At 72.7% G+C, this 26154-nt stretch carries 24 protein-coding genes and 1 pseudogene; 6 read left to right on the forward strand and 19 right to left on the reverse strand.

Going from position 1 to position 26154, the window contains the following annotated elements:
- Nucleotides 1-6: 6 nt before the first annotated feature.
- From OHA84_RS13190 to leuA, 5 genes are all read right to left on the reverse strand, one after another.
- A complete protein-coding gene (locus OHA84_RS13190; protein WP_053681972.1) occupies nucleotides 7-831 on the reverse strand; it encodes an isoprenyl transferase in 825 nt (274 codons plus the stop codon).
- Between the two features lie 11 nt (nucleotides 832-842).
- Complete coding sequence (gene recO / locus OHA84_RS13195) at nucleotides 843-1589, reverse strand: DNA repair protein RecO (RefSeq protein WP_053681973.1); 747 nt, start codon at nucleotides 1587-1589, stop codon at nucleotides 843-845.
- 121 nt (nucleotides 1590-1710) lie between these two features.
- On the reverse strand, nucleotides 1711-3294 hold the full coding sequence (locus OHA84_RS13200; protein ID WP_266971573.1) for a nucleobase:cation symporter-2 family protein: 1584 nt from the start codon (nucleotides 3292-3294) through the stop codon (nucleotides 1711-1713).
- Between the two features lie 628 nt (nucleotides 3295-3922).
- Nucleotides 3923-4618, reverse strand: a complete 696-nt coding sequence (locus OHA84_RS13205; RefSeq protein WP_266971571.1) for a TerB family tellurite resistance protein — start codon at nucleotides 4616-4618, stop codon at nucleotides 3923-3925.
- 393 nt (nucleotides 4619-5011) lie between these two features.
- On the reverse strand, nucleotides 5012-6775 hold the full coding sequence (leuA, locus tag OHA84_RS13210; RefSeq protein ID WP_053681976.1) for a 2-isopropylmalate synthase: 1764 nt from the start codon (nucleotides 6773-6775) through the stop codon (nucleotides 5012-5014).
- A gap of 365 nt (nucleotides 6776-7140) precedes the next feature.
- Between leuA and OHA84_RS13215 the strand changes: the two genes are divergently transcribed.
- The 4 genes from OHA84_RS13215 to OHA84_RS13230 all read left to right on the forward strand — a co-directional run bounded on the left by OHA84_RS13215 (nucleotide 7141) and on the right by OHA84_RS13230 (nucleotide 10319).
- Nucleotides 7141-8205 (forward strand): M4 family metallopeptidase, encoded by a 1065-nt coding sequence (locus OHA84_RS13215; protein WP_266947460.1) that lies wholly within the window; start codon nucleotides 7141-7143, stop codon nucleotides 8203-8205.
- Nucleotides 8206-8287: 82 nt separating this feature from the next.
- Entirely contained in the window at nucleotides 8288-8557 is a 270-nt protein-coding gene (locus OHA84_RS13220) for a protealysin inhibitor emfourin (RefSeq protein ID WP_053682003.1), read from the forward strand.
- Between the two features lie 91 nt (nucleotides 8558-8648).
- Nucleotides 8649-9461 (forward strand): GNAT family N-acetyltransferase, encoded by an 813-nt coding sequence (locus OHA84_RS13225; RefSeq protein ID WP_266971568.1) that lies wholly within the window; start codon nucleotides 8649-8651, stop codon nucleotides 9459-9461.
- Between the two features lie 189 nt (nucleotides 9462-9650).
- A complete protein-coding gene (locus OHA84_RS13230; RefSeq protein ID WP_266971566.1) occupies nucleotides 9651-10319 on the forward strand; it encodes a cyclopropane-fatty-acyl-phospholipid synthase family protein in 669 nt (222 codons plus the stop codon).
- Nucleotides 10320-10344: 25 nt separating this feature from the next.
- On the opposite strand, the gene era is transcribed toward OHA84_RS13230, so the two are convergent.
- From era to OHA84_RS13250, 4 genes and pseudogenes are all read right to left on the reverse strand, one after another.
- Complete coding sequence (gene era / locus OHA84_RS13235) at nucleotides 10345-11295, reverse strand: GTPase Era (protein ID WP_053682004.1); 951 nt, start codon at nucleotides 11293-11295, stop codon at nucleotides 10345-10347.
- Between the two features lie 498 nt (nucleotides 11296-11793).
- A pseudogene (locus OHA84_RS13240) lies at nucleotides 11794-12216 on the reverse strand (WxL protein peptidoglycan domain-containing protein); the annotation flags it as partial.
- Nucleotides 12213-13640 (reverse strand): beta-xylosidase, encoded by a 1428-nt coding sequence (locus OHA84_RS13245; protein WP_266971564.1) that lies wholly within the window; start codon nucleotides 13638-13640, stop codon nucleotides 12213-12215. The pseudogene OHA84_RS13240 and the gene OHA84_RS13245, both read right to left, overlap by 4 nt.
- Before the next feature lie 78 nt (nucleotides 13641-13718).
- Complete coding sequence (locus tag OHA84_RS13250; protein WP_266971562.1) at nucleotides 13719-14804, reverse strand: GlxA family transcriptional regulator; 1086 nt, start codon at nucleotides 14802-14804, stop codon at nucleotides 13719-13721.
- 71 nt (nucleotides 14805-14875) lie between these two features.
- On the opposite strand from OHA84_RS13250, the gene OHA84_RS13255 reads away from it, so the two are divergent.
- Nucleotides 14876-16186, forward strand: a complete 1311-nt coding sequence (locus OHA84_RS13255; RefSeq protein ID WP_266971561.1) for an MFS transporter — start codon at nucleotides 14876-14878, stop codon at nucleotides 16184-16186.
- A gap of 73 nt (nucleotides 16187-16259) precedes the next feature.
- On the opposite strand, the gene OHA84_RS13260 is transcribed toward OHA84_RS13255, so the two are convergent.
- From OHA84_RS13260 to OHA84_RS13285, 6 genes are all read right to left on the reverse strand, one after another.
- Entirely contained in the window at nucleotides 16260-16643 is a 384-nt protein-coding gene (locus OHA84_RS13260) for a cytidine deaminase (RefSeq protein WP_371591373.1), read from the reverse strand.
- Nucleotides 16644-16772: 129 nt separating this feature from the next.
- The gene (locus tag OHA84_RS13265; RefSeq protein ID WP_053681983.1) at nucleotides 16773-17126 is read right to left on the reverse strand and encodes an MmcQ/YjbR family DNA-binding protein; all 354 of its coding nucleotides are present in this window, start codon (nucleotides 17124-17126) and stop codon (nucleotides 16773-16775) included.
- Nucleotides 17123-18436 (reverse strand): hemolysin family protein, encoded by a 1314-nt coding sequence (locus OHA84_RS13270; RefSeq protein WP_053681984.1) that lies wholly within the window; start codon nucleotides 18434-18436, stop codon nucleotides 17123-17125. Before OHA84_RS13270 ends, OHA84_RS13265 begins: the two co-directional genes overlap by 4 nt.
- Entirely contained in the window at nucleotides 18433-18930 is a 498-nt protein-coding gene (ybeY, locus tag OHA84_RS13275) for an rRNA maturation RNase YbeY (RefSeq protein WP_053681985.1), read from the reverse strand. The genes OHA84_RS13270 and ybeY overlap by 4 nt, the downstream gene beginning before the upstream one ends.
- A gap of 13 nt (nucleotides 18931-18943) precedes the next feature.
- Nucleotides 18944-19996, reverse strand: a complete 1053-nt coding sequence (locus tag OHA84_RS13280; RefSeq protein WP_053681986.1) for a PhoH family protein — start codon at nucleotides 19994-19996, stop codon at nucleotides 18944-18946.
- A gap of 164 nt (nucleotides 19997-20160) precedes the next feature.
- Nucleotides 20161-21225 carry a carbohydrate kinase family protein gene (locus OHA84_RS13285; RefSeq protein WP_053681987.1) on the reverse strand — a complete coding sequence of 355 codons (1065 nt, stop codon included), beginning with the start codon at nucleotides 21223-21225 and terminating at the stop codon, nucleotides 20161-20163.
- A 275-nt stretch (nucleotides 21226-21500) separates the two neighbouring features.
- Here OHA84_RS13285 and OHA84_RS13290 point away from each other — a divergent pair, with 275 nt between their 5' ends.
- Nucleotides 21501-22877 carry an MFS transporter gene (locus OHA84_RS13290; RefSeq protein WP_266971557.1) on the forward strand — a complete coding sequence of 459 codons (1377 nt, stop codon included), beginning with the start codon at nucleotides 21501-21503 and terminating at the stop codon, nucleotides 22875-22877.
- 11 nt (nucleotides 22878-22888) lie between these two features.
- Here OHA84_RS13290 and OHA84_RS13295 read toward each other — a convergent pair whose 3' ends face one another.
- From OHA84_RS13295 to OHA84_RS13310, 4 genes are all read right to left on the reverse strand, one after another.
- On the reverse strand, nucleotides 22889-23794 hold the full coding sequence (locus tag OHA84_RS13295; RefSeq protein ID WP_266947468.1) for a ribonuclease Z: 906 nt from the start codon (nucleotides 23792-23794) through the stop codon (nucleotides 22889-22891).
- Nucleotides 23795-23797: 3 nt separating this feature from the next.
- Nucleotides 23798-24157, reverse strand: a complete 360-nt coding sequence (locus OHA84_RS13300; protein WP_053681989.1) for a histidine triad nucleotide-binding protein — start codon at nucleotides 24155-24157, stop codon at nucleotides 23798-23800.
- 86 nt (nucleotides 24158-24243) lie between these two features.
- A complete protein-coding gene (locus OHA84_RS13305; protein ID WP_053681990.1) occupies nucleotides 24244-24987 on the reverse strand; it encodes a 16S rRNA (uracil(1498)-N(3))-methyltransferase in 744 nt (247 codons plus the stop codon).
- Nucleotides 24984-26075 (reverse strand): nitronate monooxygenase, encoded by a 1092-nt coding sequence (locus OHA84_RS13310; protein WP_266971553.1) that lies wholly within the window; start codon nucleotides 26073-26075, stop codon nucleotides 24984-24986. Before OHA84_RS13310 ends, OHA84_RS13305 begins: the two co-directional genes overlap by 4 nt.
- Nucleotides 26076-26154 lie beyond the last annotated feature (79 nt).

Below are 26154 nucleotides of genomic sequence, written 5' to 3' on the forward strand. Positions count from 1 at the left end.
ATCCGGTCAGGCGGAGGCGCCCGGCTCCCCCTGGTTCGGCACGGCGCCGCCGAAGCGGCGGTCGCGCTGGGCGTACTCCAGGCAGGCGGCCCACAGGTTCCGGCGGTCGAAGTCCGGCCACAGCACGTCCTGGAACACCATCTCGGCGTAGGCGCTCTGCCAGAGCAGGTAGTTGGAGGTCCGCTGCTCGCCGCTCGGGCGCAGGAAGAGGTCCACGTCCGGCATGTCCGGGTAGTACATGTACTTCGCGAAGGTCTTCTCGTTGACCTTCGACGGGTCGAGCCTGCCGGCCGCGACGTCACGGGCGATGGCCTGCGCCGCGTCCGCGATCTCCGCGCGGCCGCCGTAGTTGACGCAGAAGTACAGGGTCATCGCGTCGTTGTCGACGGTCTGTTCCTGGGCGACCTGGAGTTCCTGGACGACCGACTTCCACATCTTGGGCATGCGGCCGACCCAGCGGATGCGGATGCCGAGTTCGTTCATCTCGTCGCGGCGGCGGCGGATGACGTCGCGGTTGAAGTTCATGAGGAAGCGGACCTCGTCGGGCGAGCGCTTCCAGTTCTCCGTCGAGAAGGCGTACAGGGAGAGGTTCTTGACGCCCATCTCCAGGCAGCCCTTGAGCACGTCGAGGACGACGCCCTCGCCGACCTTGTGGCCCTCGGTGCGCGGCAGTCCGCGCTCCTTGGCCCACCGGCCGTTGCCGTCCATGACCACGGCCACGTGGTTCGGGACCAGCTCGCCGGGGATCTTCGGCGGGCGCGCACCGGACGGGTGCGGCTCGGGAACCTTGTACTCCCGGCGAGAGCGTCCCAGAATCCCGCGTCGTGCCATGTGTCCAGCTCCTATTTCTCGACGTATCGCAGGGAGCGTAGCCCGCGCTCCAGATGCCAGTGCAAATAGGCCGAGACCAGCCCGCTGCCCTCCCGCACGTGACGCGCCTCGCACGCGTCCGCGTGACCCCAGTCGCCCGTCAGCAGCGCGCTGAGCAGAGCGATGGCCTCAGACGAGGGTACGACGCTGCCGGGTACGCGGCAGTCTCCGCATATGACCCCGCCCGCGGCGACGGAGAAGTGCCGGTTGGGGCCGTGGATCCCGCACTTCGCGCAGTCGTCGAAGCTGGGCGCGTAGCCGTTGACGGCGAGGGAGCGCAGCAGGAAGGCGTCGAGGATGAGGTGGGGTTCGTGCTCGCCGCGCGAGAGGGTGCGCAGTCCGCCGACGAGGAGGAGGTACTGCTGTACGGCCGGTTCGCCCTCGTTCTCGGCGAAGCGTTCGGCGGTCTCCAGCATCGCGGTGCCGGCGGTGTAGCGGGCGTAGTCGGTGACGATGCCGTTGCCGTAGGGGGCGATGATCTCGGTCTGGGTGCAGAGCGGCAGGCTGCGGCCGATCAGTTCGCTGCCCCGGGCGAAGAACTGCACGTCGGCGTGGGAGAAAGGTTCCAGCCCGGCCCCGAACTTCGACTTCGTGCGCCGTACGCCGCGGGCGACGGCCCGCACCCGGCCGTGGCCCCGGGTGAGGAGCGTGATGATGCGGTCCGCCTCACCCAGCTTCTGGGTGCGCAGCACGATGCCGTCGTCGCGGAACAGACTCATGGCCCCATTGTCGCCTGTACGGGGACCCGGGCGGGGACGCCTGTACGAGGACCCGCGCGGGAACGGCGAGACCCCGCGCCGGACCGGGGTCCGGGCGCGGGGCCGTCACGCCTCGGGAGGATCAGCCCGCGGGCGTCGCCGCGCCGTCCGTCGTGCCGGCCGGGTCCCTCACGGCCGCCTTGTCCGCCTTGTCCGACCCGTCCGTCGCGTTCGATTCGTCCGACCCGTCCGACCCGTCGGCCTTGTGCGCGGCCGCGAGGGCGACCGGTGCGTCCGCCTGGGCGGGCAGCACGACCTCCGGGGCTGGGGCGGCGGCGGGGGCGGCCTGCGGGTCGGCGTGCGGATCGCCCTTGCCCAGGCCGTTGAAGAGCAGGTTCATCAAGATCGCGGCCGTGGCGCCGAGTGTCACACCGCTGTTGAGGAGCGAGGCGAGGTCCACGCTCATGTGCTTCTCGAAGAAGGCCGGGACGGTCGCCGGGAAGAGCGCGAAGGCGAGGGCGACGCCGACGATCAGGGCGTTCTTCTCCTCCTTGAGGTCCACCTTGCCGAGGGTCTGGATGCCGGCGAGGGCGACCATGCCGAACATCACGGTGGCGGCGCCGCCGAGGACCCCGGGCGGGATCGCGGCGACGACCGCCGCGGCCTTGGGCAGCAGACCCAGGATGATCATGATCACGCCCGCCGCGACGACCACGAACCGGCTCTTGACCTTGGTGACCCGGACCAGTCCGACGTTCTCGGCGAAGGCCACGTACGGGAAGGAGTTCAGCAGACCGCCGATCGCGGTGGCCGCGCCGTCGGCCCGCAGCGCCCGGGCGACGGTCTCGCTGTCGATGTCCTTGCCGACGATCTCGCCGACCGCGTAGGTGTCACCGGTCGTCTCGACCATCGTGATCAGCATGACGATCAGCATGAGGAGGATCGGGAACCACTCGAACTTCGGGGCGCCGAAGTGGAAGGGCGTGGTGACGCCGATCCAGTCGGACTGGCCGACGGCCGCGAACTTGGCGTCGCCGAGGGCGAAGGCGACGAGCGTGCCGCCGACCAGGCCGAGCAGGACCGCGATGCTGGAGACGAAGGGGCGGCCGAGGCGCATCATCACGAGGACGAAGAGCATGGTGCCGACCGCGTAGGCGAGTTGCTTCGGGTCCCCGCCGTCGCCGACGAGCGGGGCGCCACCGACCACGTCCTTGAGCGCGACCGGGAGCAGGACGATGCCGAGGATGGTGATCACCGTGCCGGTCACCACCGGCGGGAAGAGCGACATCACGACACGGAAGACGCGTGCGGGCATCCACGCGAAGGCGAAGGTGGCGATGCCGGCCGTGATGACGGCTCCGTAGATCACCAACAGGGCCGCCGTGCCACCGCCCGCGCCCAGGCCGATGGCGATCATCGGGGAGACGGCGGTGAAGGTGACGCCCTGGATGATCGGCAGTCGGGCGCCGATCCGCCCTATGCCCCAGGCCTGGATGATCGAGGCTATGCCGCAGGTGAAGAGGTCCGCGTTGATCAGGTAGACCAGTTGCTCGGGACTGAGCTTGAGCGCGCTGCCGACGAGGATCGGAACGATCACCGCACCGGCGTAGAAGGCGAGTACGTGCTGGAAGCCGTACAGCGCCAGCTTGGGGAGGGGGAGCACCTCGTCGACCGGGTGCGAGCTCTGCTCTCCGTTGACGGAAAGCCGGGCGGCGACACGTGCCATCTCTGCCTTGCCCTTCGATAGGTAGGTAACGAGAGGAGATCTGGTCATCCCTGGCCGGAGTGGGTCGCGAACCCGTTGGTCCGCCGGGATGTCAGTGAATTCACGTGCATCGAAGCCCCGCTGTGTTACCGGCGGCGTCTCGTCGTGTGACCGGAATTGAACGCCTGTGGGGGCGCTCACAGATATCGTCGACTTCTACAAAGTGTTGACGTTCCGGGGTCGCCGATCTGGAGGTTCCGCCACTGGCGGGAAGGTGCGAGGGGCGGCTATGGCCGCGGGGCCGCGAAGGCCGGGTCCGGCACCGGGCACGCACTGCGCTCGCGCGAAGTCCGGCGCCGATGACCTGCGCGGACCGCCTTCGCCGGTGTTCGGCACGGCAAAGCCGAGCGCATGGATCCAGCCATCGGGCGGGCCCGCGTCCCGCTCGCGGAGGGGCCGGTTCCGTCCCTCGGCGCGGATCGCGCGGCGCTCCGGTTCGCCCCCGCGAGGCCGGATCGTTACGTCGAGGAGGGGCGCGGCGGCCGGTTTCGGATGCGATCGGGGCGGGTGGGACGCACGGCGTCCGGGCGCGAACGCGGGCAGGGTCGAAACGGGACGGATCAGAACGGACCCGGCCGGGCCGGTCGGGCTACGGGGCCCGGACCGCCGACAGCAGTCGTGCCACCTCGTCCGTGTCCATCCGCAGCGCGGCGCCCACGGTGGCCAGCACCTCGCGCTCGGCCGGGGTGTACGGCCCGTCGGCGAGGGCGACCCGCGCGCCCTGGAGCAGCAGCGAGGCGCGGCCCGGGCCGGCCAGGTGCGGGGCCAGGGGTTCCAGGGTCTCGTGGAGTTCGATCGACAGCGCGGCCCCGCGGCACTCCGGGCCGTCGTACAGGCCCAATCGGCCCTCGTCGGCGGCCAGGGCGTCCACCAGGGACTCCAACTGCTCCTCGGTACAGTCCTGGAACCCGGCGGACCGTACGGCCGACACGGCGGCCTCCAGTGCGCTCTGGGAGGCGGTCCCGCCCGCCGCCAGCACGGCGAGGGTCACCGTGTGGACCGCGTCCCGGAGCATCGACGAGAAGCGGGTGGTGGTCAGGTGGTCCAGCACCTCGGCGTCGTAGCGGTCCCGGCAGGCCTGGCATTCGACGACGGGCCCGGCGTGGCCGCGCGGCAGCAGCGGGACCCCGAGGACGGTGAACCTGCGGCGGCCGGTGCGTCGGCGGTAGTTGCGGTCACCCCCGCAGCCGGGGCAGTAGAACTCCCCGTCACCCACGGTGCTCCAGGTGGTCCGGATGCCCCAGGCCGTCAGCTTCCGGCCGTCCCCATCCCGAGCTGGCAGCACGTCGCACCTCCGTAACTCCCCCGTGGCCTTCGGGCACGGGCGGGACCCCCTGGCACCATCGCCCGGGTTGGCGTGATGTTAGCCACATCGGTGAGGATGCGTCAGTCGTGTGACAAGACAACATCCCCCGGATCCGGGACTTGGCCGATCTCCGTCTGCCCGATTCCGGCCCGCCCGGGCGGCGTTTGGCCTGGCGGCGCGGGGGTTGTCGGCCCCGCGGGGCGGTTCGCGCAGGATCGCGCGGCGGGCGCGATCCGCGTCAACGCCGTGGCCGCCCGCACCATCCGGACGGAGCGGCGCGGAGGTCACGCCGGTGACGTCCCGCTCGGCCGGGACGTGCGCAACCCCGCCGCTCCGGGTGGAGCGGCGGGGTTGCGGACGGAGCGGGGAGGGTCAGCGGCCCGCGCGGTTGACGGCGGAGATGACGGCCTTCAGGGAGGCGCGGGTGGTGTTGGCGTCGGTGCCGATGCCCCACAGGACGCGGCCGTCGATCGCGCACTCGATGTACGAGGCGGCCACGGCGGAGGCGCCCTCGCTCATCGTGTGCTCGGTGTAGTCCAGCAGGCGGGCGTCGATGCCGATGCCGGCCAGGGCGTCGAAGAAGGCCGAGATCGGGCCGTTGCCGGTGCCGGTCAGCACGGCGTCGACGCCGTCCACGACGGCCTCGACGGTCAGCGTGTCCGTGCCGTCCTTGTCGGTGGCCGTGGAGCCGGAGCGCAGCTGGATGCGGCCCCACGGGTTCTCCGGGTTCGGCAGGTACTCGTCGGAGAACACGTCCCAGATCGCCTTCGGCGTGACCTCGCCGCCCTCGGCGTCGGTCTTGGCCTGGATGATCCGGGAGAACTCGATCTGCATGCGGCGCGGCAGGTCCAGCTTGTGGTCGTTCTTCAGGACGTAGGCGATGCCGCCCTTGCCGGACTGCGAGTTGACGCGGATGACCGCCTCGTAGGAACGGCCGACGTCCTTGGGGTCGATGGGCAGGTAGGGGACCGCCCACTCGATGTCGTCGACCGTCTTGCCTGCGGCGGCCGCGTCGGCCTCCATCGCGTCGAAGCCCTTCTTGATGGCGTCCTGGTGGGAGCCGGAAAAGGCGGTGTAGACCAGGTCGCCCGCGTAGGGGTGGCGCGGGTGGACCTCCATCTGGTTGCAGTACTCGCTGGTGCGTCGGATCTCGTCGATCTGCGAGAAGTCGATCTGCGGGTCGATGCCCTGGGAGAACAGGTTCATGCCCAGGGTGATCAGGTCGACGTTGCCGGTGCGCTCGCCCTGCCCGAACAGGCAGCCCTCGATGCGGTCGGCGCCGGCCATCAGGGCCAGCTCGGCGGCGGCGACGGCCGTGCCGCGGTCGTTGTGGGGGTGCACGGAGATGCAGATGTGCTCGCGGCGGGTCAGGTTGCGGGCCATCCACTCGAAGCGGTCCGCGTGCGTGGACGGCGTCGAACGCTCCACGGTGGCGGGCAGGTTCAGGATGATCTCGCGGCCCTCACCCGGCTGCCAGACGTCGCAGACGGCCTCGCAGACCTCCAGGGCGAAGTCCAGCTCGGTGTCGGTGAAGATCTCGGGGCTGTACTGGTAGCCGAAGGTGGTCTCCGGGCCCAGCAGCTTCTCCGCGTACTCCATGACCAGGCGGGTGCCGTCGACGGCGATCTGCTTGATCTGCTCCTTCGAGCCGCGGAAGACCACGCGGCGGAAGGTGGGGGCGGTCGCGTTGTACAGGTGGACGGTCGCGCGCCGGGCGCCGACCAGGGACTCCACGGTCCGCTCGATCAGGTCCTCGCGGGCCTGGGTCAGTACGGAGATGGTGACGTCGTCCGGGATCGCGCCCTCTTCGATGATGGAGCGCACGAAGTTGAAGTCGGTCTCGCCGGAGGACGGGAAGCCGACCTCGATCTCCTTGTAGCCCATGCGCACCAGCAGGTCGAACATCTCGCGCTTGCGGGCGGGGGTCATCGGGTCGATCAGCGACTGGTTGCCGTCGCGCAGGTCGGTGGACAGCCAGCGGGGGGCCTTGGTGACGCGGGCGTTCGGCCAGGTGCGGTCCGGGATCTCGACCTGCTCGTAGAAGCCGTACTTGTGGACCGGCATCCCGGAGGGGCGCTGGGTGTGGGTCGCGTTCGTGATGGGCGTGGGGCGACCGACAAAAGGCTGCTGACTCATGGCGTAGGGCTCCTCGCGTGTCCGCGTGTAGTTCGCTGGGACGGCCGACGGGCGGTCGCAAAACCGCGACACCAAACTCCGCGGGGAGGGGGCCGGCCTACGACTACAGACCCTCGCCGCGGCAGCTAAGGAGAAGCAGCCCGAAACGCATGATGGATCGAGCCTAGCCGAGCCGCGCCGTGATGCGAGGACCTGTTTCAGTATGCAAGACCGGGTGGTCCGATTTGCGCTGTTTGTGAGGTAAAGCTCTTTCCTGGCCGGCAGGTCCGGTCGAACCGTCAACTCGACGCGGGCGCTTTCAGACAACCGAATGAATCATGCTCGCTGCTAGTGACAGGTTCATCACGCGCTGCCACATTTCCCGCATGGACGCCACTCGCCACCCCGCGCACCCCGTCTTCTGCACGGTGGTCCCGCCCCACCTCCTCGACCGCATCGCCCGATCCGAGAACACCCGTCGCGCCGACACCGCGCAGCGCACCCTCGAACGCGACTCCCTGCTGCGCACCCGGCGCCGGGTCACCACCGTCCGGGGCATCGCCCCGGCGCTCGGCGCGCCCGTGTCCGACGAACCGCGCCGCACGGTGTACGACGCGCTGCACCGCACCCGGCTCCCCGGGAAGAAGGTGCGCGGGGAGGGCGACGCTCCGACGCGGGACGCCACCGTGAACCGCGCGTACGCGGGACTGGGAGCCACGTACGACCTCTTCCTGAAGGGCTTCGGCAGGCGCTCGATCGACGACTCGGGGCTGCCCCTGGACGCCACCGTGCACTACGACGAGGACTACAACAACGCCTTCTGGGACGGCCGCCAGATGGTCTTCGGCGACGGGGACGGGGACCTCTTCCTCGACTTCACGGTGTCGGTGGACGTGATCGGCCACGAACTGACCCACGGCGTCACCCAGTACACGGCCAACCTGGAGTACCGGGGCCAGTCGGGAGCCCTGAACGAGTCGATGTCCGACGTCTTCGGCTCCCTGATCAAGCAGTGGTCGCTGGAGCAGACGGCGGACCAGGCGGACTGGCTGATCGGCGCGGGACTGCTGGGCCCCCAGGTCAGCGGGGTCGCCCTGCGCTCGATGAAGGCACCCGGAACGGCGTACGACGACGACGAGCTCGGCAAGGACCCGCAGCCGGCGTCCATGGACGACTACGTCAGCACGCACAGCGACAACGGCGGCGTGCACATCAACTCCGGCATCCCGAACCACGCCTTCTACATCGTGGCGACCGAGCTGGGCGGCAAGGCCTGGGAGCGGGCCGGACAGATCTGGTACGACACCCTCACCGGCGGCGAACTCGCCCCGGACGCGCAGTTCGCGGACTTCGCCCGGCTGTCGACGGCTGCGGCCGTCGCGCGCCACGGGGACGGCGGCCCCGAGCACCAGGCGCTCCAGAAGGCGTGGTCGACGGTCGGCCTGGGGTAGGCCGTCTCTTTCGGATCCTGTCGGTCGGGGCCGGATCCGAAAGAGGCGGCCCCGGCGGCCGATTCGGGGTATGAAGGCGGTCATGCGGATTCTGGTGGTGCGGACGGGCGGTTTCGCGGGCATCGAGCGCCGGGCCGAGGTGGACACCTCGGGCCGGCCCGACGAGGACGAGTGGGTCGACCTGGCCCGGCAGGCCCTGCTGCCGGGGCCGTCGGGGCACGGGCCGGACCGGGTGCGGGACGGCTTCTCGTACCGGATCACGGTGGACGGGCGGACGGTGTCCTGCGCGGAGCCGTACCTGTCGGACGCCCAACGCGATCTGATCTCGCGGGTGCTGAAGGAGGGCGCGTAGGCCACCCCTCGGGCGCCTGCGGTCATCCCGCGGTAGGTCATCCTGCGGTAATTGGGAGGCCCGCGAGCAGGCGCTTTGCTTGGATTGGCGGATGACCACAGAGATGCTTTCCGCCCTTGAGCGGTATTACGACACGGTCCCGCGCGTGGGCGGGGCCCGGGCCGAGGACTTCGGGCCGCTCACCCTGTTCGTGCGGGAGGGCGAGGGGTGGCCGTACTACGCGCGGCCCACGCTCGGCGGACCCGAGGCCTCCGCGGCCGATGTGGAGCGGGTGCTCGCCCGCCAACGGGAGCTGAAGGTGCCCGAGGCCTTCGAATGGGTGGCCGAAAACAGCCCCTCGTTGCGGGCCGCGGTGGAGGCGGCGGGACTGCGCGTCAGCTCCCACCCGCTGATGGTGCTGGAGTCCGTGCGACCGACCCCGGCCCATCCGGACGTACGGGTCCTCGGCGCGGACGACCCCCTGCTGGCGGCCGCGGTGACGGTGCCGATGCTGGCGTTCGCGGCCCCGGGCACGGCGCTGGGCGAGGCCGGGCCGACCGAACTGGCGGCGGCGCTCACGGATCCGACGGTGGAACCGCGCCGCGCGCGGCTCTCGAACCAGCTCGCCTCGGGCGGCACGGGGATGGCCGCGGCCGTGCGGGACGGCGTGGTGCTCTGCTCGGGCCAGTACATCCCGGTCGGCGACGTCGCCGAGGTCGTCGGCGTCGGCACCCTCCCGGCGGCGCGCCGGCAGGGCCTGGCCCTCGCGGTGACGGCGGCCCTGGTCGAGCAGGCGTTGGCGGGCGGGGCCCGGACGGTGTTCCTGTCCGCGGGAGACGAGGACGTCGCCCGGATATACGGCCGGATCGGCTTCCGCCGCGTGGCCACCGCCCTCATCGCGGAGCCCGTCGCAGCTGCGGAGTAGCCCTCGGGCCCGGCCGGCGGGAGTCGGGCGCGGTGCGGCGGATGCCCCCGTACGGCCGCGCGGTTGCCGAAACGGCAAGAGTTCTTGGCGCTTCGGGGTGCCCGGGCGGAGCATCGGCGACACAGGCGCCCGGAGCTCGGGGCCTGGCCCGTGCCCTTCCCCGTGAGACCGCGAGAGACCGAGGTTCCCGTGTCCGACCACGCGCACACCCACACCCAGCCGCCCACCCCGGAGCCCGGTGTCACGGGCGAGGAGTTCTGGGACGGCCGCTACCGGGAGAACGACCGGATCTGGAGCGGCGAGGCCAACGCCGCCCTGGTCCGCGAGGCGGGGGACCTCGCCCCCGGCCTGGCCCTGGACCTCGGTTGCGGCGAGGGCGGCGACGCCGTCTGGCTGGCCCGGCGCGGCTGGCGGGTGACCGCGACCGACATCTCCGGGGTGGCCCTGGAGCGCGCGGCCTCGCACGCGGCGGACGCCGGCGTCGGCGACCGGGTGGAGTGGCAGCGCCACGACTTCGCGCACTCGTTCCCGGCCGGCGCGTACGACCTGGTCTCCGCCTGCTTCCTGCACTCGTACGGGGAGTTCCCGCGCGAGCGGATCCTGCGCCGGGCCGCCGCCGCCGTGGCCCCCGGCGGAGTCCTGCTGATCGTCGGCCACGCGGGCTGGGCGCCCTGGCAGGAGCCGCCGGTCGAGGGCGTGCGCTTCCCGACGCCCGCCGAGGTCGTCGCGGACCTGGAGCTGCCGGACGGCGCCTGGGAGGTGCTGCTGGCCGAGGAGTACGAGCGGGTCCAGAACCGGCCTGACGGCCGGCCCGGGACCCGGTTGGACAACGCGGTGAAGGTCCGCCGGCTGCCCTAGTTCGTCTGTTCTCGCCCTGGCCTGGTCAGAAGCCGAGCTTGCGGAGCTGCTTGGGGTCGCGCTGCCAGTCCTTGGCGACCTTCACGTGCAGGTCGAGGAAGACCGGGGTGCCGAGCAGCGCCTCGATGTGCTTGCGCGACTTCATCCCGACCTCCTTCAGGCGGGAGCCCTTCGGGCCGATGATGATGCCCTTCTGGCTGGGCCGCTCGATGTAGACGTTCGCGTGGATGTCCAGCAGCGGGCGGTCCGCCGGGCGGTTCTCCCGGGGGATCATCTCCTCGACGACGACGGCGATGGAGTGCGGGAGCTCGTCCCGTACGCCTTCCAGCGCGGCCTCGCGGATCAGTTCCGCGACCATCACCATCTCGGGCTCGTCGGTGAGGTCGCCCTCCGGGTACAGCGGCGGGCTCTCGGGCAGCAGCGGCGCGATCAGGTCGGCCAGCAACTGGACCTGGCTGTCCCCGACGGCCGAGACCGGGACGATCTCGGCCCACTCGAAGCCGAGCTCGGCGGCGAGCTGGTGGATGGCCAGGAGCTGTTCGGCGAGCTGCTTGGACTCGACCAGGTCGGTCTTCGTCACGATGGCGATCTTGGGGGTCTTCTTGATCCCCGCGAGTTCCTTCGCGATGAACTTGTCGCCGGGGCCGAGCTTCTGGTCGGCCGGCAGGCAGAAGCCGATGACGTCGACCTCGGCCCAGGTGGAGCGGACGACGTCGTTGAGGCGCTCGCCGAGCAGGGTGCGCGGCTTGTGCAGGCCGGGGGTGTCGACCAGCACCAGCTGGGCGTCCGGGCGGTGCACGATGCCGCGGACCGTGTGGCGCGTGGTCTGCGGCCGGTTGGAGGTGATCGCGACCTTGGTGCCCACGAGCGCGTTGGTCAGGGTCGACTTCCCCGCGTTGGGGCGGCCGACGAAGCATGCGAAGCCCGCGCGGTGCGGGGCGGTGGGCTCGGGGGAACGATCGCTCATACGGGCCATTCTCCCCGATGCGGCTCCCAGCGCCGACCAGCCCACCGCCAGGACGGTCGAAGCGCCCGCCAGGAGGGTGGTCAGAAGGGGGTGCGCGGCATGCTCGACGGCGCCCTCGGCGGTGGCCCCCGGGGCCTGCGCCCGGATCGTCAGCCGGGTCCACTCCAGGGCCGGCGGGCCGTCCCACCTGCTGCTCAGCCGCACGTCCTGCCCCGGCAGCAGCTCGGCCGGCAGGCCGGTGAGGGTCCGCTGCGACAAGGTGCGACCGAAGGCCCCGGAAACGGTGAGGGCGGCGCGGGGGCGGAGGGTGACATTGCCCCGGTTCTGGAGCGTGTACGCGACCTCGGCGCGTCCGTCGCCCCCACCGACCCGGACGTCCCGGACGGCGAGGGCGGGCGCGGTCGGCCCGGTGACCCGGAGGTGGAGGCGGGCCGCGACCGCCTGCCGCACGTCGATGCCGGAGCCCGCGCCGGCGGGGCGCTCCTCCAGGGCCACGACGGCGCCGGGGTGGTCCCCCGGCTCGGCCCGGTCGGGGACGGTGACGGTGAACCCGACGTCGACCGATCCCCGGGCCGGCACGGTCACCCGCTCCCGCGCGAGCGCGGTCCAGGCGGCGGTGGCGCGGCGCGGCTCGTCGGGGCCGCGGACCGCGAAGCCGCCGTCGCGGGCGGTGTTGTAGGCGTCGGCGGCGTAGAGCCGGAAGGTGCGGGGGCGGTCGGTGCGGTTGGCGACGGTGACGGTGTCCCGGGCGACCGTGCCGGGGGCGGCCGCGAGGTAGAAGTACGGGCGCTGTCCGACGGTGTTGGCGGCGGGGAGCACGGACCACCGGCCGTTGTCGGCGGCCGTCGCCGGTCCGGCGCCGGCGAGCCAGGCGAGGCCCGCGGCGACGAGGGCGACGGGGAGCCGCCGCCAGGTGGCCGACCGTGTCACGACAGGGTCAGCGTCAGGACGGCCGTGTACGCCCCCGGCGGGGTGTAGGGCGGGACGCGCAGTTCCAGCCCGGCGTCCACCGTGAAGGTCCCGCCCGCCGGCGCGCCGTCCGCCGTGGAGGCCAGCACGGCCCCCTCCGGGCCGACCGTGCCCGCGCTGCCCGCCCGACAGGCGCTCGGACTCCCGGCCGCCGCGACGCACCGCGGGGTCCACGTCAGGGAGGCGCCCGGGATCCGGACGCCGCCCGGTCCCGCGAAGTCGGTGATCCTGCCGACGAGCGACCAGCCCGCCGGGCCGCCGCGCGCGTCCTCGACGGTGACGGTGCCGATCCGGCCGCCCGCCGCCCCGCCGTCCCCGTACGGGACCGCGCCGAGCGTCACGGACTCCCCCGCCTGGGTCATGGCCAGCGCGCCCGGCTCGACGACCGCCGTCACCTTCCGGGTGCCCCGCGAGGGCGGCGCGGCGTCGACCACCGTGGCGGCTTCGATCACCGTGGCGGCTTCGATCACCGTGGCGGCTTCAACCACCGTGGCGGGTTCGATCACCGTGTAGGCGGCCGGCCCCGTTCCGCCCTGTGCCGACCACACCGTGCCCTCGTACGCGACCACGCCCGTGGTCCCCTTGTCGGTGACCGGCAGCTCGGCCCGGACCACGCCCCGCTCGTCGGCGGTGGCGGCCACCCGGTCGGCGGTCTCGGCGGCGCCGGTCCGGCCCGCCACCGTGACGGCCGCCCCCGGGGCGAAGCCGGAGCCGGTGACGGCGACCCGCGCACCCGGCTTCCCGTACGCCGTCCCCAGCGTGAGCGCGCGCAGGTTGGCCGTCGGCAGCGGGGTGGCCGTGAGGCGCTCGGACACGGGGGCGGCGCCGGCCGCGGTGCACGCGGTGTCCAGGTCCGCGGGGTGGCCGGTGTGCAGGGTGTAGCCGCCCGGGGCGAGGGTGATCTCGCCGGGCGCGGTGACGGTGAAGGTCCCGGTCATGGTCACGCCCGGCAGGGCCGCGCCCGGCGGCACCGGGTCGTTGCGTCGGACGCCCACCACGGTCACCTCGCCGCTCTGCGCGCCCGCGAGCACGATCCGCCCGGTGGGGGTCACCACATCGGCGGGCAGTTCGCTCGCGACGGGGTTCACGGCGGGGGTCGCGGCGATCCGGTACGTCACGGTGACGGTGTCGCCGACCTTCGGGGCGGGGTCGTCGACGCTGATCCGGGCCGTCGTCGGCCCGTCGGCGGGCGGCAGCCCGGCCTCCTGGGGCGGGAGGCAGTGCGTGGGGAACTCCACCTGTCCCGGGGGCGGCGGCTCCCCCTCGGCGGCCGGCGCTCCGCCGGTCGTGGCGGCCAGCAGGACCACCACACCGCCGCTCACGGCGACGGCCGCCGCCCACCGTCTGTCGCGCGCCCCGGCCCGTCCCGCCCGTCCTGCTCGCACTGTCCGCCCCCCGCGTTCCGTCGCCCGCGTTCCGTCGCCCCGGCAGGGGGTCAATTCACGAGCGGGCGGCGGGAGAAGTCAATGCGCGGAACCGGCAGCAACTGATGACCCATCAGAAGATGGGAGAGTGCCCGACCCGCCCGGGCCAACCGACCCGACGGACCCGACGGACGCGACCGACCCCACCGGGGCGCCCGAGGCGCGGAACGTGCGCCGGTACGCCGTCGGGCTCACCCCCAACGCCGCCTGCACGTGCTTGCGCAGCGACTGCGCCGTCCCGAAGCCCACCTCCCGCGCCACCTGCTCCATCGCCAGTTCCGTGCGCTCCAACAGCCGCCGGGCGCGCTCCACCCGCTGCCCGACGATCCACTCCCCCGGGCTGACCCCGGACTCCTCCCGGAAGCGGCGCGTGAACGTCCGCACCGACATGGACTCCTGCCGGGCCAGGTCGCTCAACCGGATCGGTTCGTGCAACCGGTCGAGCACCCAGGCGCGCGCCGCCGTGGTACTGGCCGACTGCGTTTCGGGGACCGGACGTTCGATGAACTGCGCCTGACCGCCGTTCCGGTGGGGCGGTACGACGGTCCGCCGGGCCACCTCGTTGGCCACGGCCGCGCCGTGGTCACGGCGCACGATGTGCAGGCACAGGTCGATGCCGGCGGCGACCCCGGCGGAGGTCAGCACGTCCCCGTCATCCGTGTAGAGCACGCCGGGGTCGACCCGCACGGCCGGGAAGAGCCGCTGGAAGTGCTCGGCGGAGGCCCAGTGGGTGGTCGCCCGGCGGCCGTCGAGGTACCCGCCGGCGGCGAGGACATAGCCCCCCGTGCAGATGGACACCAGCCGGGTGCCGGGTCGGATGTGGCCGAGCGCCGCGCCGAGCGCCGCGGTCAGCCGGCCCTCCTCGTACACCGGCCCCAGCTCGTACGAGGCGGGCACCACCACCGTGTCGGCGGTGGCCAACAGCTCCGGGCCGTGCTCGACGGAGACCGCGAAGTCGGCGTCCGTGGCGACCGGTCCGGGGCGGAGCGCGCAGGTGAGGGTCTCGTAGAAGGGCCGCCCGGCCGGGTTCTTGGCGTACCCGAAGATCCGGTGCGGGATGCCGAGCTCGAAGGGCAGCAGCCCGGCCAGGGCGAGGACGACGACACGGTGCGCGCGGGGCTCCATGGCCCGATCGTAGCGAAGCATGTCATTCAGGCCACTGTTCGGGCGGCGCCCGCGGGCCGGAAGCTGACTGCGTGACGCAGACAGCCTCCACCCCCGCATCCCCACCCGCCCCCGCGCCCGCCACCCCGCGGAAGCCGGGGCGCGTGCACCGCGCCTGGTTCGCGGCGGCCGTCGCCTTCGTGACGATCATCGGCGCCGCCGCCTCCGCCTCCCTGCCCGGCCTGCTCATCGAGCCGTTGCACGAGGAGTTCGACTGGTCGCGCGGCACGATCGGCCTCGCCGTCTCGGTGAACCTCGCCCTCTACGGGCTCACCGCGCCCTTCGCGGCGGCCCTGATGGACCGCTTCGGCATCCGCAAGGTGGTCGCCGTCGCCCTGCTGGTCATATCCGGCGGCACCGTGGCCACGCTCTGGATGACCGAGTCCTGGCAACTGATCCTGTTCTGGGGCGTGCTGGTGGGCCTGGGCAGCGGCTCGATGGCGCTGGCCTTCGCGGCGACCGTCACCAACCGCTGGTTCACCGCCCGGCGCGGGCTCGTCACGGGCATCCTGACCGCGGCCGGGGCGTCCGGTCAGCTGATCTTCCTGCCGCTGCTGTCCTGGCTGGTCGAGCACCACGGGTGGCGCCCGGCGGCGGTCACGGTCTCGCTCGCGGCGCTGGTGGTCGTCCCGTTCGTCTGGCTGCTGCTGCGCGACCATCCCGCGGACGTGGGCCTCGCGCCGTACGGGGGCGCGTACGTGGAGAAGCCCGCCCCGGTCCCCGGAGCCGCGCGCCGGGCGCTGACGGTGCTGTTCAAGGCGGCCCGCACCGGCCCCTTCTGGCTGCTGGCCGGCACCTTCGCGATCTGCGGCGCCTCCACGAACGGCCTGGTGCGGACCCACTTCGTGCCGGCGGCCCACGACCACGGCATGCCGGTGACGGCCGCCGCCGGGCTGCTGGCGGTGATCGGCGTGTTCGACGTGGTCGGCACGATCGCCTCGGGCTGGTTCACCGACCGCTTCGAGGCGCGCCGCCTGCTGGCCGTGTACTACGCCCTGCGCGGGATCTCACTGATGTTCCTGCCGATGCTGCTGGCCCCGTCCATTCACCCGCCGATGATCTTCTTCATCATCTTCTACGGCCTGGACTGGGTCGCCACCGTCCCGCCGACCATCGCGCTGTGCCGCGAGCAGTTCGGGGAGGACGGCGCGATCGTCTTCGGCTGGGTCCTGGCCTCGCACCAGGTGGGCGCGGCCGTGGTGGCCTTCCTGGGCGGCCTCGCCCGCGACGCCTTCGGCTCGTACGACCTGGTCTGGTACGCCTCGGGCGGCCTGTGCGCGATGGCAGCGCTGATGGCGATGGTCATCCGCCGCCGGCCCGCCGTGACCACGGCCACGGCCTGAGCGTCCCGTGCCGCCGACCGGGCGCGGCCCGGCCCGGCGGACGTCGGGAACGCGGTGGACGCTCCCCCGGGCCTCAGCCGGCCGGGGTCGTGGACCTGAGGGTGCCGTCCGGGGCCGCGAGGAGGACCGGGGTGTCGGGGCCGCCGAGGTCGCCGACCGCGGCGCGATCGGCGTCGGACGGGGCGTCGGCCGCGCTGACCACGGCCGCGGCCTCCAGGGACCGCGCCCCGCTGGCCACGGCCATGGCGACGGCCGTCTGGAGCGCGCTCAGCTTGAGGGAGTCCAGGTCCACGGTCCCGGCGACGTACGTACGACCCGTCTCGTCCCGGACCGCCGCCCCCTCGGGCACCCCGTTGCGGGCGCGGGCGCTGCGCGCCAGCGTGATGATCTTCTGGTCCTCGGGGTCGATCCCGGTGTTCCCGGTGTTCCCGGTGCTCTCGGTCATGGGCGAAAGCATATGGAGCGCCTCGACGGGCCGTGCGACGACCCCGCCGAGGCGCTCTCCCTGACGCCCCCGACGCCTCGGACCGGACCGGGCGTCCGCCCGCCGCACTTCGAGGACGTCGCGCGGCACCGGCGCCGCGCGTCACGGCCGGTCGAGCCGCAGCCGCTCCGCCTTCGGCAGCCCGGCGACCACGAGGTCGTACGAGTCCTCCACCAGCTCCCGGACCATCGCATCCGGCAGCCCGCCCACCGTCACCGTGTTCCAGTGCCGCTTGTTCATGTGCCAACCCGGCACGATCGCCTCGTGATCGACCCGCAGCCGCACCGCGAGGTCCGGATCACACTTCAGGTTGATCTTCAACGGAGAGGCGCCCAGCGCCGACAGCGCGAACACCTTCCCCAGCACCTTGAACACCGAGGTCTCGGGGGTGAAGGGGAACTCCTCCACGGCCTCGTTGAAGTCCAGGCAGAACGCCCGCAGTTGCTCCGGCGTCACTCCGAGCCCTCCTCGCCCTCGCCGGCCGCCGCGACCACCGGCTCCACCAGCACCGTCACGATCTTGTTCCGCCGACCCGCCGGGGACTCGGCCGTCAACCGCAGGGGTCGCCCGTCCGGTTCGGGCAGGTCCACGATCGCCGAGGCGCCGGTGATCGGTACCCGGCCCAGCGCCTTGGCCAGCAGTCCGCCGACCGTCTCCACGTCCTCGTCGTCGAAGGCCTCGACGCCGAACAGCTCGCCGAGGTCGGTGATGTCGAGCCGGGCCGTGACCCGGTAGCGGTCCTCGCCCAGGTCCTCGACGGGCGGCAGCTCCCGGTCGTACTCGTCGGTGATCTCGCCGACGATCTCCTCGAGGATGTCCTCGATGGTGACGATGCCCGCCGTACCGCCGTACTCGTCGATGACGACGGCCACGTGGTTGCGCACCGACTGCATCTCGCGCAGCAGGTCACCGGCGTTCTTCGTGTCGGGCACGAACACCGCCGGCCGCATCGCCGTCGACACCAGGTCGGACTCCGCCTCACGGCTGATGTGCGTCTTGCGGACGAGGTCCTTGAGGTAGACGATCCCGACGATGTCGTCCTCGTTCTCCCCGGTCACCGGGATGCGCGAGAACCCGGACCGCAGCGCCAGCGTGGTCGCCTGACGGATCGTCTTGTACCGCTCGATGCAGATCAGGTCCGTGCGCGGCACCATCACCTCGCGCACCAGGGTGTCCCCGAGTTCGAAGACCTGGTGCACCATGCGGCGCTCGTCGTCCTCGATCAGGGATTCCTTCTCCGCCAGGTCCACCATGGCCCGCAGTTCGGCCTCGGAGGCGAACGGCCCCTTGCGGAAACCCTTCCCGGGCGTGAGCGCGTTGCCGATGAGGATGAGGAGCTGCGGGATCGGGCCCATGACCCGGGCCAGCGGCACGAGGACGTACGCGGCCGCCGTCGCCGTGTTCAGCGGGTGCTGCCGGCCGATGGTGCGCGGCGACACCCCCACGGCGACGAACGACACCAGCACCATGACCCCGATGGCCACGAGCAGCGCGGTCCAGGTGTCGCCGAACTCGTCGAGGCAGACGTACGTGACGAGCACGCCCGCCGCCATCTCGCAGGTCACCCGCACCAGCAGCGCCACGTTGAGGTAGCGGGTGGGGTCGGCGGAGACCTGGAGGAGCTTCGCGCTGCCGCGCCGCCCCTCCCGTACGGCCTGCTCGGCCCGGAAGGCGGAGATGCGGGCGATCCCGGACTCGGCGCACGCCGCGAACCAGGCGACCACGACCAGCAGGACCGCGCCGGTGATGAGTTGGGCGGCGTTCACGAGACGGTGGGCGCGGGTGACGGACCGGTCAGGCCGCGCTCACCGCGCCAGCCGTCGACGATGGCCGCCTGGAGGCCGAACATCTCGGCCTTCTCGTCCGGCTCCTCGTGGTCGTACCCGAGCAGGTGCAGCACCCCGTGGACGGTCAGGAGCCCGAGCTCCTCGTCCATGGAGTGCCGCGTCGGCGCTTCCTCGCCCTGCCGCTTGGCCACCTCGGGACACAGGACGATGTCGCCGAGGAGCCCCTGCGGCGGCTCCTCGTCGTCCTTCGCCGGCGGACGGAGTTCGTCCATCGGGAAGGACATGACGTCGGTGGGTCCGGGCAGGTCCATCCACTGGATGTGGAGCTGCTCCATCGCCGCCTCGTCGACGACGATGACGGACAGCTCGGACAGCGGGTGGATCCTCATCCGGGCGAGCGCGTAGCGGGCGATGTCGAGGATCGCCTGCTCGTCGACCTCGATTCCGGACTCGTTGTTGACGTCGATCGACATGGTGCGCTGGGTTCTACTTCCGCTGGTAGCCGTTCCGGGTCTGTGTGGAGTCCCGGCTGTCGTCGTACTTCTCGTACGCGTCGACGATACGGCCGACCAGCTTGTGCCGGACGACATCCTCGGACGTGAGCCGCGAGAAGTGGATGTCCGGCACCCCTTCCAGGATGTCCTGCACCTGACGCAGACCGCTCTTGGCCCCGCCCGGGAGGTCGACCTGGGTCACGTCGCCGGTGACGACGATCTTCGAGTCGAAGCCGAGCCGGGTCAGGAACATCTTCATCTGCTCGGTGGTGGTGTTCTGCGCCTCGTCGAGCACCACGAACGCCTCATTCAGGGTCCTTCCCCGCATGTAGGCCAGGGGTGCCACCTCGATGGTCCCGGCCGCCATGAGCCGCGGAATCGAATCCGGGTCGATCATGTCGTGCAGCGCGTCGTAGAGCGGGCGCAGGTACGGGTCGATCTTGTCGAACAACGTGCCCGGCAGGAAGCCGAGCCGCTCGCCCGCCTCGACGGCGGGGCGGGTCAGGATGATCCTGCTGACCTGCTTCGACTGCAGGGCCTGGACCGCCTTGGCCATGGCCAGGTAGGTCTTGCCGGTGCCCGCGGGACCGATGCCGAACACGATCGTGTTCTTGTCGATCGCGTCCACGTACCGCTTCTGGTTGAGGGTCTTGGGACGGATGGTCCGGCCGCGGCTGGACAGGATGTTCTGGGTGAGCACCTCGGCGGGTGTCTCGTCTCCGGCGCCGCCCTTGCCGTTGCCGTTCGCCTTGAGCATGGCGATCGAGCGCTCCACTGCGTCCTCCGTCATCGACTGCCCGGTGCGGAGCACCAGCATCATCTCGTCGAACAGGCGCTGGACCAGCGCGACTTCCGCCGCGTCGCCGATCGCGCTGACCTGATTGCCCCGAACATGGATGTCGGCCTTCGGGAAGGCCTTCTCGATCACGCGCAACAGGGCGTCGCCCGATCCGAGCACGGTCACCATGGGATGGGTGGCCGGAACGGTGAAGTGGGCGCGCGCCTGGCCCGGCGCGGGGGTGCGGGCTGTCGGTGTCTGAGTCATGGGCCGGCACTGTGGCCTGCGCATACCTCCCACTGAGGGGTCGCTCGGGTCGTCGACCACCGGACTACCAAGGGTACGACTCCACCGCCGCTTCCCCGAGAGGTTTTCCCGCACGCGTCCCGGCCCGTCGGGGCGCGCCGGACGGGGCGCGGGGCGACCTGCGCCTAGACCGGGTGCCGGAAGCCGATCGTGGGGACCGCGCGGCGCCTCGGTCCCGGTGTCGTCCCGGACGGGACCAGCTCCTCCAGGAAGGCGTACCGGCCCCGCAGCTCGGCCGGGGCCGTCTGCCACCAGTGCGCGACCTCCGGCCATCCGGGGGCCGACAGGGAGCCGCCGAACTCCTGGACCGACAGGGCCGCCGTCAGCCCCGCGAAGGCCAGCCGGTCCACGAGCGGCCACTCCGCGAGGGTGCCCGTCACGAACCCCGCCACGTACACGTCGCCGGCGCCCGTCGGGTCCAGCGCGTCCACGACGATCGCCGGGACCTCGGCCGTCTCCCCGGTCCTTCCGTCGACCGCGTACGAGCCCTCCGCACCCATGGTCACCACGGCCAGCGGCACCTTCTCGGCCAGCGCCCGGGCCGCCGCGCGCGGACAGTCGGTGCGGGTGTAGCGCATCGCCTCGCCCGCGTTCGGCAGGAAGGCCTCGCAGTGCTCCAGGTCGGCCAGTGCCCCCAGGTCCCACCGCCCGCTCTCGTCCCAGCCCACGTCGGCGAAGACCAGGGAGCCCTGCCGGGCCGCCTCGGCGACCCACGGCTCGACCCGGCCCGGTGCCAGCGAGGCCACGGCCGCGCGGGCGCGCGGCGGGCACAGGGGGAAGGGGTCGGGGCCCGCCGGGGGCGGGGCCTCGTGGCCGTGGGAGACCATCGTGCGCTCGCCCTCGTACGCCATCGAGACGGTGACGGGGCTGTGCCAGCCGGGGAGGGTGTGGGACATCGACAGGTCGATGCCCTCGCCCTGTTCGAGCGCGTCCCAGCAGTACTCGCCGTAGTGGTCGTCCCCGAAGGCGGCGGCGAGCGAGGTCCGCAGGCCGAGCCGGGCGAGCGCGGCGGCCATGTTGGCGACGCCGCCGGGGCTGGAGCCCATGCCGCGCGCCCAGGATTCCGTGCCGCGGACCGGGGCGGAGTCGAGGCCGGTGAAGATGATGTCGAGGAAGACCGTTCCCGTCAGGAAGACGTCGCAGCCCGGTTCTTGGGGATCCCGCACCGGACCGAGCGGGTCCAGTTTCATGGGTCGGCTGATGCGGCTGTCCCGACTGGTCACGGTGTGCTCCCCGTTTCGTGCGTGTGCGGATCGAAGTCTCGTGAATGTGTCGAAGAGTCGTTTCTGCAAGTCGGCTTGAGGTGGAAAGCAGCGACCCCTGCCCCGGTTCGGCAGACGCAAACCCCAGTGTGACGCACATCACCGCCGGGTGGCTCTTCTGTCGACCGTCGAGCGCTTGATAAACAGGTGCACCGCCCACTCTCCGGAACCCTCGTTCCAGCTGCGCAGCAACGGAAACACCCGTGTCGATCACCTCCCCCGCGCCCTCGTCCGCGCACCCCGCCGCCTGGCCCCTGGTGGCCCTTTTCACAGCCGGATACGCGGCGCCCTACCTCCTCCCGACCGTGGTCGGCCGGCTCGACGCGTACCTTCCGCTGAGTCCCGCCCAGGCCGGTCTGATCGGCTCGGCCCTGCTGCTCGGATCCGCCGGCGCCGGGTTCACCCTGGCCTCCCGCATCCCCCACCACGGGCCCCGCGCCCTGGCCCGGCTCGGGCTGCTGCTCGCCGTCGCGGGCTACGGAACCGCGGCGTCGACCTCCCTGCTGCCCCTGGTCGTCGTGGGCGCCGTGGTCGGCGGCTTCGGCTCCGGGACGGCGACCGCCGTTGCCGCCTCCGGGATCGCCGGGACGCGCGATCCGCACCGCACCTCCGCCCTCGGACTGCTGTCGGTGTCGGCGACCGCGGGCGCGCTCTACCTGACGCTGCCCCGGTTCGGCGGCGACCTGCTCGGACACGGGCTGCCGTTCGCGGCCATAGCGCTGGTCGCCGCGGCGGTCTGGCCCGCGACCTCCCGGCTCGGCGGCCCGGCCGGCGCCGGCCCCGCCGTACGGACCTCCGGGCGCCTTCCCTACCCGCGCGCCGGGGTGGTCCTGGCGGGCGGCCTGCTGCTGTGGTCGCTCGCCCAGAACTCGCTGTGGGGGGTCAGCGGCCGGATCGGCGCCGAGCAGGCGGGCCTGTCCGAGGTCACCCTCGGCATGGTCTTCGCCGCGGCGCTGGGCGCCGGCCTGGTCGGCGTCACGGCCGCCTCCGCCCTCGGCTCCCGGTGGGGCCGGGCCGTCCCGATCGGCGCGGGCACCGCGGTGATCGCCTGCTGCGTGGTGGCGGCCACCTCCGCTCGGGGCCTGGGCGGCTTCGCGGCCGGGGAGGTCCTCTGGAACGCCTTCTACCCGGTGGTCCTCTCGTACGTCATCGGTCTGGCGGCGGCCCTGGACCCGCGCGGCCGGTGGGCGGTGCTGGCCGGCTCCGCCTCCTCCCTCGGGGTGGCCTGCGGACCCGTCACCGGCAGCCTGCTCGCCGAGGCCCTCGGCTTCCCCGGCATGGGTCTGATCCTGGGCGCCCTGCTGCTGGCGGTGGCCTGGCCGATGACCGCCGTGGCGCTGCACGCGGGCGGCCGCCCGCTGGTGCCGGGGTCGGTCCGGCGCCGCGGCGGCGCGCCGGCGGCCGTGCTGGCCGCGAGCGCGGGCGCCCCGACGGGCGCGGTGCCCCGGGTCGGCGCTCCGGAGCTGGAGGTCGCCGAGATCTCGGTGCGCCCCGTGCGCCGAATGCCCCGAAGGGTCCTGCTACTCTCCCCCGCGACCCGGCGCGCCCGTGCCCGGACCGAGGACAGGGCGCGCGTCTGAGCCGTCTCCTGCTAGCTCCGCTTGGGCACCGGTACCCGTACGAGGTCGGCGGCGATCGTCAGTTCGCCCGTGTAGCCGGCCGCGCGGGCCTGTCGCTCGAACTCGGTCGGGTCGGAGTAGCGCTGCGAGAAGTGCGTCAGCACCAGGTGCCGGACGCCCGCGTCGCGTGCCACCCGGGCGGCCTGACCGGCGGTCAGGTGGCCGTGGTCGGTGGCGAGTCGCTCGTCCTCGTCGAGGAAGGTCGACTCGATGACGAGCATGTCGCAGCCCTCCGCGAGCGCGTACACGCCCTCGCAGAGCCGGGTGTCCATGACGAAGGCGAACCGCTGCCCGGGCCTGTGCTCGCTGACGTCGTCCAGGGTGACGCCGTTCAACTCCCCCTCGCGCAGCAGCCGGCCCACGTCCGGCCCCTTGACCCCGCGTTCCGCGAGCAGCCCCGGCACCATGCGGCGCCCGTCCTGCTCGACGAGCCGGTAGCCGAAGGCCTCCACCGGGTGCGAGAGCAGTCGCGCCTCCAGGGCGTACGCGGCCTCGCGCGCCAACGTCCCGTCGGCGGACACCGGTTCCTCGCGGAGCGGGACGGTCTCGCGGTAGGCGGTGGCGTATCGGAGCCGGTCGAAGAACTTCTGCCCCGAGGCCGGGTAGTGCGCGGTGACCGGGTGCGGAACCCGGTCGAGGTTGATCCGCTGGATCACCCCGGCCAGGCCGAGGCTGTGGTCACCGTGGAAGTGGGTGACGCAGATCCGGTTGATGTCGTGCGCGGCCACCCCGGCGCGCAGCATCTGGCGCTGGGTGCCCTCGCCCGGGTCGAAGAGGATGCCCTCGCCGTCCCAGCGCAGAAGGTAGCCGTTGTGGTTGCGGCTTCGGGTGGGCACCTGGCTGGCGGTGCCCAGCACCACGAACTCTCTTACGGACACGGCTTATCCGGGGGGCCACTCGAGGCCGCGGCCGCCGAGGACGTGCGCGTGCGCGTGGAAGACGGTCTGCCCGGCGCCGGCGCCGGTGTTGAAGACGACGCGGTAGCCCTGGTCGTCGATCTTCTCGTCCGCGGCGACCCGACCGGCCTCGCGCAGCACGTCGGCGGCGACACCCGGCTCGGCGGCCGCGAGGGTGGCGGCGTCGGGGTAGTGCACCTTGGGGATGACGAGCACGTGCGTGGGCGCCTTCGGGCTGATGTCCCGGAAGGCGACGGTCGTCTCGGTCTCCCGGACGACGGTCGCCGGGATGTCGCCCGCGACGATCTTGCAGAACAGGCAGTCCGCCTGGGGTTCCCCGGCCATTGCTGAGCCTCCCGTGAAGATGATCGGTCCCGGCATCGTATCCGCCGGCGCCCGCGCCCCGGCCAGGGGTTTGTGGCGCGGCCCGGTCAGCCCCAGCGTCCCGTGCGGGCCAGCAGGACAGCGACCGCGGCGGTGCCGGCGGTGGAGGTGCGCAGCACGGAGGGCCCCAGCCGGAACGGCAGGGCGCCGGCTTCCGCGAAGGCCGCGAGTTCCTCCGGGGAGACCCCGCCCTCGGGGCCGACGACCACGACGACGGACCCGGACGAGGGCAGTTCGGCCGTCGCCAGGGCTCCGGACGGGGCGTCCCGGTCCTCGTGCAGGACCACGGCCAGGTCGGCCTCGGCGAGCAGCGCCGCCACCTGCTTCGTGGAGAGGGCCTCGGCCACCTCCGGGAAGCTGACCCGGCGGGACTGCTTGCCCGCCTCCCGGGCCGTGTTGCGCCACTTGGCGAGGGACTTGGCGCCCCGGTCGCCGCGCCACTGGGTGATGCAGCGCGAGGCCTGCCAGGGCACGATCGCGTCGACGCCGGTCTCGGTCATGGTCTCCACGGCGACCTCGCCCCGGTCGCCCTTCGGCAGCGCCTGCACGACGGTGATCCGGACGGCGGGCGCCGGCTCCTCGAAGGCCCCGGACACGGACACGACGAGGCGGTCCTTGCCCTCGGCCGCCTTCACGACGGCGTCGGCCCAGCGGCCCCGGCCGTCCGTGAGGACCACCGCCTCGCCGGGGTTGAGCCGCTTGACCGACACCGCGTGCCGGCCCTCGGGGCCCTCCAGGGTGAACTCCGGCCCCGCGGGGACCTCTTCGACCACGAACACGGGGGCCGTCATGATGCTCTCCTCATCTGCAACACCTTCAACGCGCTCTGCGCCTCGGCCAGTTCGGCCGCGAGCAGCTCCGTCAGCTCCCCGGCCGGCAGCGTCCGCGCCAGCCGGTGGCCCTGGCCCGCCCACAGGGCCATGCCCTGCGGGTCCCCGGCGGCGGCCGCCGCCTTGCGCAGGCCCGAGGTCAGGTGGTGGACCTGCGGGTAGGCGGCCGGGGCGTACGGGCCGTGTTCCCGCATGAAGCGGTTGACCAGGCCCCGCGCGGGCCGGCCCGAGAAGGCTCGGGTGAGTTCCGTGTGCGGGAAGAGCGGGTTCGTCAGCGCCTTCTTGTGCAGGGGGTGCGCCCCCGACTCCGGACACGCCAGGAAGGCCGTGCCGAGCTGGGCCGCCTCCGCGCCCGCCGCGAGCACCGCCGCGACCTGCGCGCCGCGCATCAGCCCGCCCGCCGCGATGATCGGGAGGGCCACGGCCTCCCGTACCCGGGCGACCAGCACGAGCAGTCCGACCCCGGCCGTGCCGTCGATCTCGGGGTCGTCGCGGTGCGTGCCCTGGTGGCCGCCCGCCTCGACGCCCTGGACGCAGACGGCGTCGGCTCCCGCCGCCTCGGCGGCCCGCGCCTCCTCCACCGAGGTCACCGTGACGACGGTGTACGTGCCGGCCTCGCGCAGCCGGGCGCAGACGGTGGCGGGTGGGCAGCCGAAGGTGAACGAGACGACGGGGACGGGGTCCTCGACGAGGATGGCCAGCTTGGCCTCGTAGCCGTCGTCGGAGGTGCCGATGATGTCCTCCTCGGCGAGCGACACCTCGTACCAGTTGGCCTCGCCGGCGAGCTGTCCCCGGTACGTCTCGATCTCGGCCGGGTCCACGTAGCCGGTCTGCGGCATGAAGAGGTTGACGCCGAACGGACGTCGGGTGAGCGCGCGCAGCCGCTTGATCTCCTGGTACATCCCGTCGGCTGTCTTGTAGCCGCCGGCCAGGAAGCCCAGCCCGCCCGCCTCGCACACGGCGGCGGCCAGCGGCGGACAGGAGGCGCCGCCCGCCATGGGCGCCTGCACGATCGGGTAGGGGGTGAGACCGTTCGGCGAGGAGGGCATGGACTGCATCGTGCCACGTCCCGCGCACCGGGCCGAATCATCGCATTCGCCTGGCATAGTCCGCCTGCGAAGTCGCTCG

The organism is Streptomyces sp. NBC_00513 (genome assembly GCF_041431415.1).
In the GTDB taxonomy this organism is placed as follows: Bacteria; Actinomycetota; Actinomycetes; order Streptomycetales; family Streptomycetaceae; genus Streptomyces.

Bases quoted from the DNA above. Each gene is read 5' to 3' on its own strand.
- OHA84_RS13200 (WP_266971573.1), bottom strand. From the start codon at position 3,294: ATGGCACGTGTCGCCGCCCGGCTTTCCGTCAACGGAGAGCAGAGCTCG.
- OHA84_RS13280 (WP_053681986.1), bottom strand. From the start codon at position 19,996: ATGACTCAGACACCGACAGCCCGCACCCCCGCGCCGGGCCAGGCGCGC.
- OHA84_RS13300 (WP_053681989.1), bottom strand. From the start codon at position 24,157: ATGGCCGGGGAACCCCAGGCGGACTGCCTGTTCTGCAAGATCGTCGCG.
- OHA84_RS13225 (WP_266971568.1), top strand. From the start codon at position 8,649: ATGACCACAGAGATGCTTTCCGCCCTTGAGCGGTATTACGACACGGTC.
- OHA84_RS13260 (WP_371591373.1), bottom strand. From the start codon at position 16,643: ATGCTTTCGCCCATGACCGAGAGCACCGGGAACACCGGGAACACCGGG.
- recO (WP_053681973.1), bottom strand. From the start codon at position 1,589: ATGAGTCTGTTCCGCGACGACGGCATCGTGCTGCGCACCCAGAAGCTG.
- OHA84_RS13310 (WP_266971553.1), bottom strand. From the start codon at position 26,075: ATGCCCTCCTCGCCGAACGGTCTCACCCCCTACCCGATCGTGCAGGCG.
- OHA84_RS13215 (WP_266947460.1), top strand. From the start codon at position 7,141: ATGGACGCCACTCGCCACCCCGCGCACCCCGTCTTCTGCACGGTGGTC.
- leuA (WP_053681976.1), bottom strand. From the start codon at position 6,775: ATGAGTCAGCAGCCTTTTGTCGGTCGCCCCACGCCCATCACGAACGCG.
- OHA84_RS13220 (WP_053682003.1), top strand. From the start codon at position 8,288: ATGCGGATTCTGGTGGTGCGGACGGGCGGTTTCGCGGGCATCGAGCGC.
- OHA84_RS13250 (WP_266971562.1), bottom strand. From the start codon at position 14,804: ATGGAGCCCCGCGCGCACCGTGTCGTCGTCCTCGCCCTGGCCGGGCTG.
- era (WP_053682004.1), bottom strand. From the start codon at position 11,295: ATGGCCCGTATGAGCGATCGTTCCCCCGAGCCCACCGCCCCGCACCGC.
- ybeY (WP_053681985.1), bottom strand. From the start codon at position 18,930: ATGTCGATCGACGTCAACAACGAGTCCGGAATCGAGGTCGACGAGCAG.
- OHA84_RS13190 (WP_053681972.1), bottom strand. From the start codon at position 831: ATGGCACGACGCGGGATTCTGGGACGCTCTCGCCGGGAGTACAAGGTT.
- OHA84_RS13285 (WP_053681987.1), bottom strand. From the start codon at position 21,225: ATGAAACTGGACCCGCTCGGTCCGGTGCGGGATCCCCAAGAACCGGGC.
- OHA84_RS13305 (WP_053681990.1), bottom strand. From the start codon at position 24,987: ATGACGGCCCCCGTGTTCGTGGTCGAAGAGGTCCCCGCGGGGCCGGAG.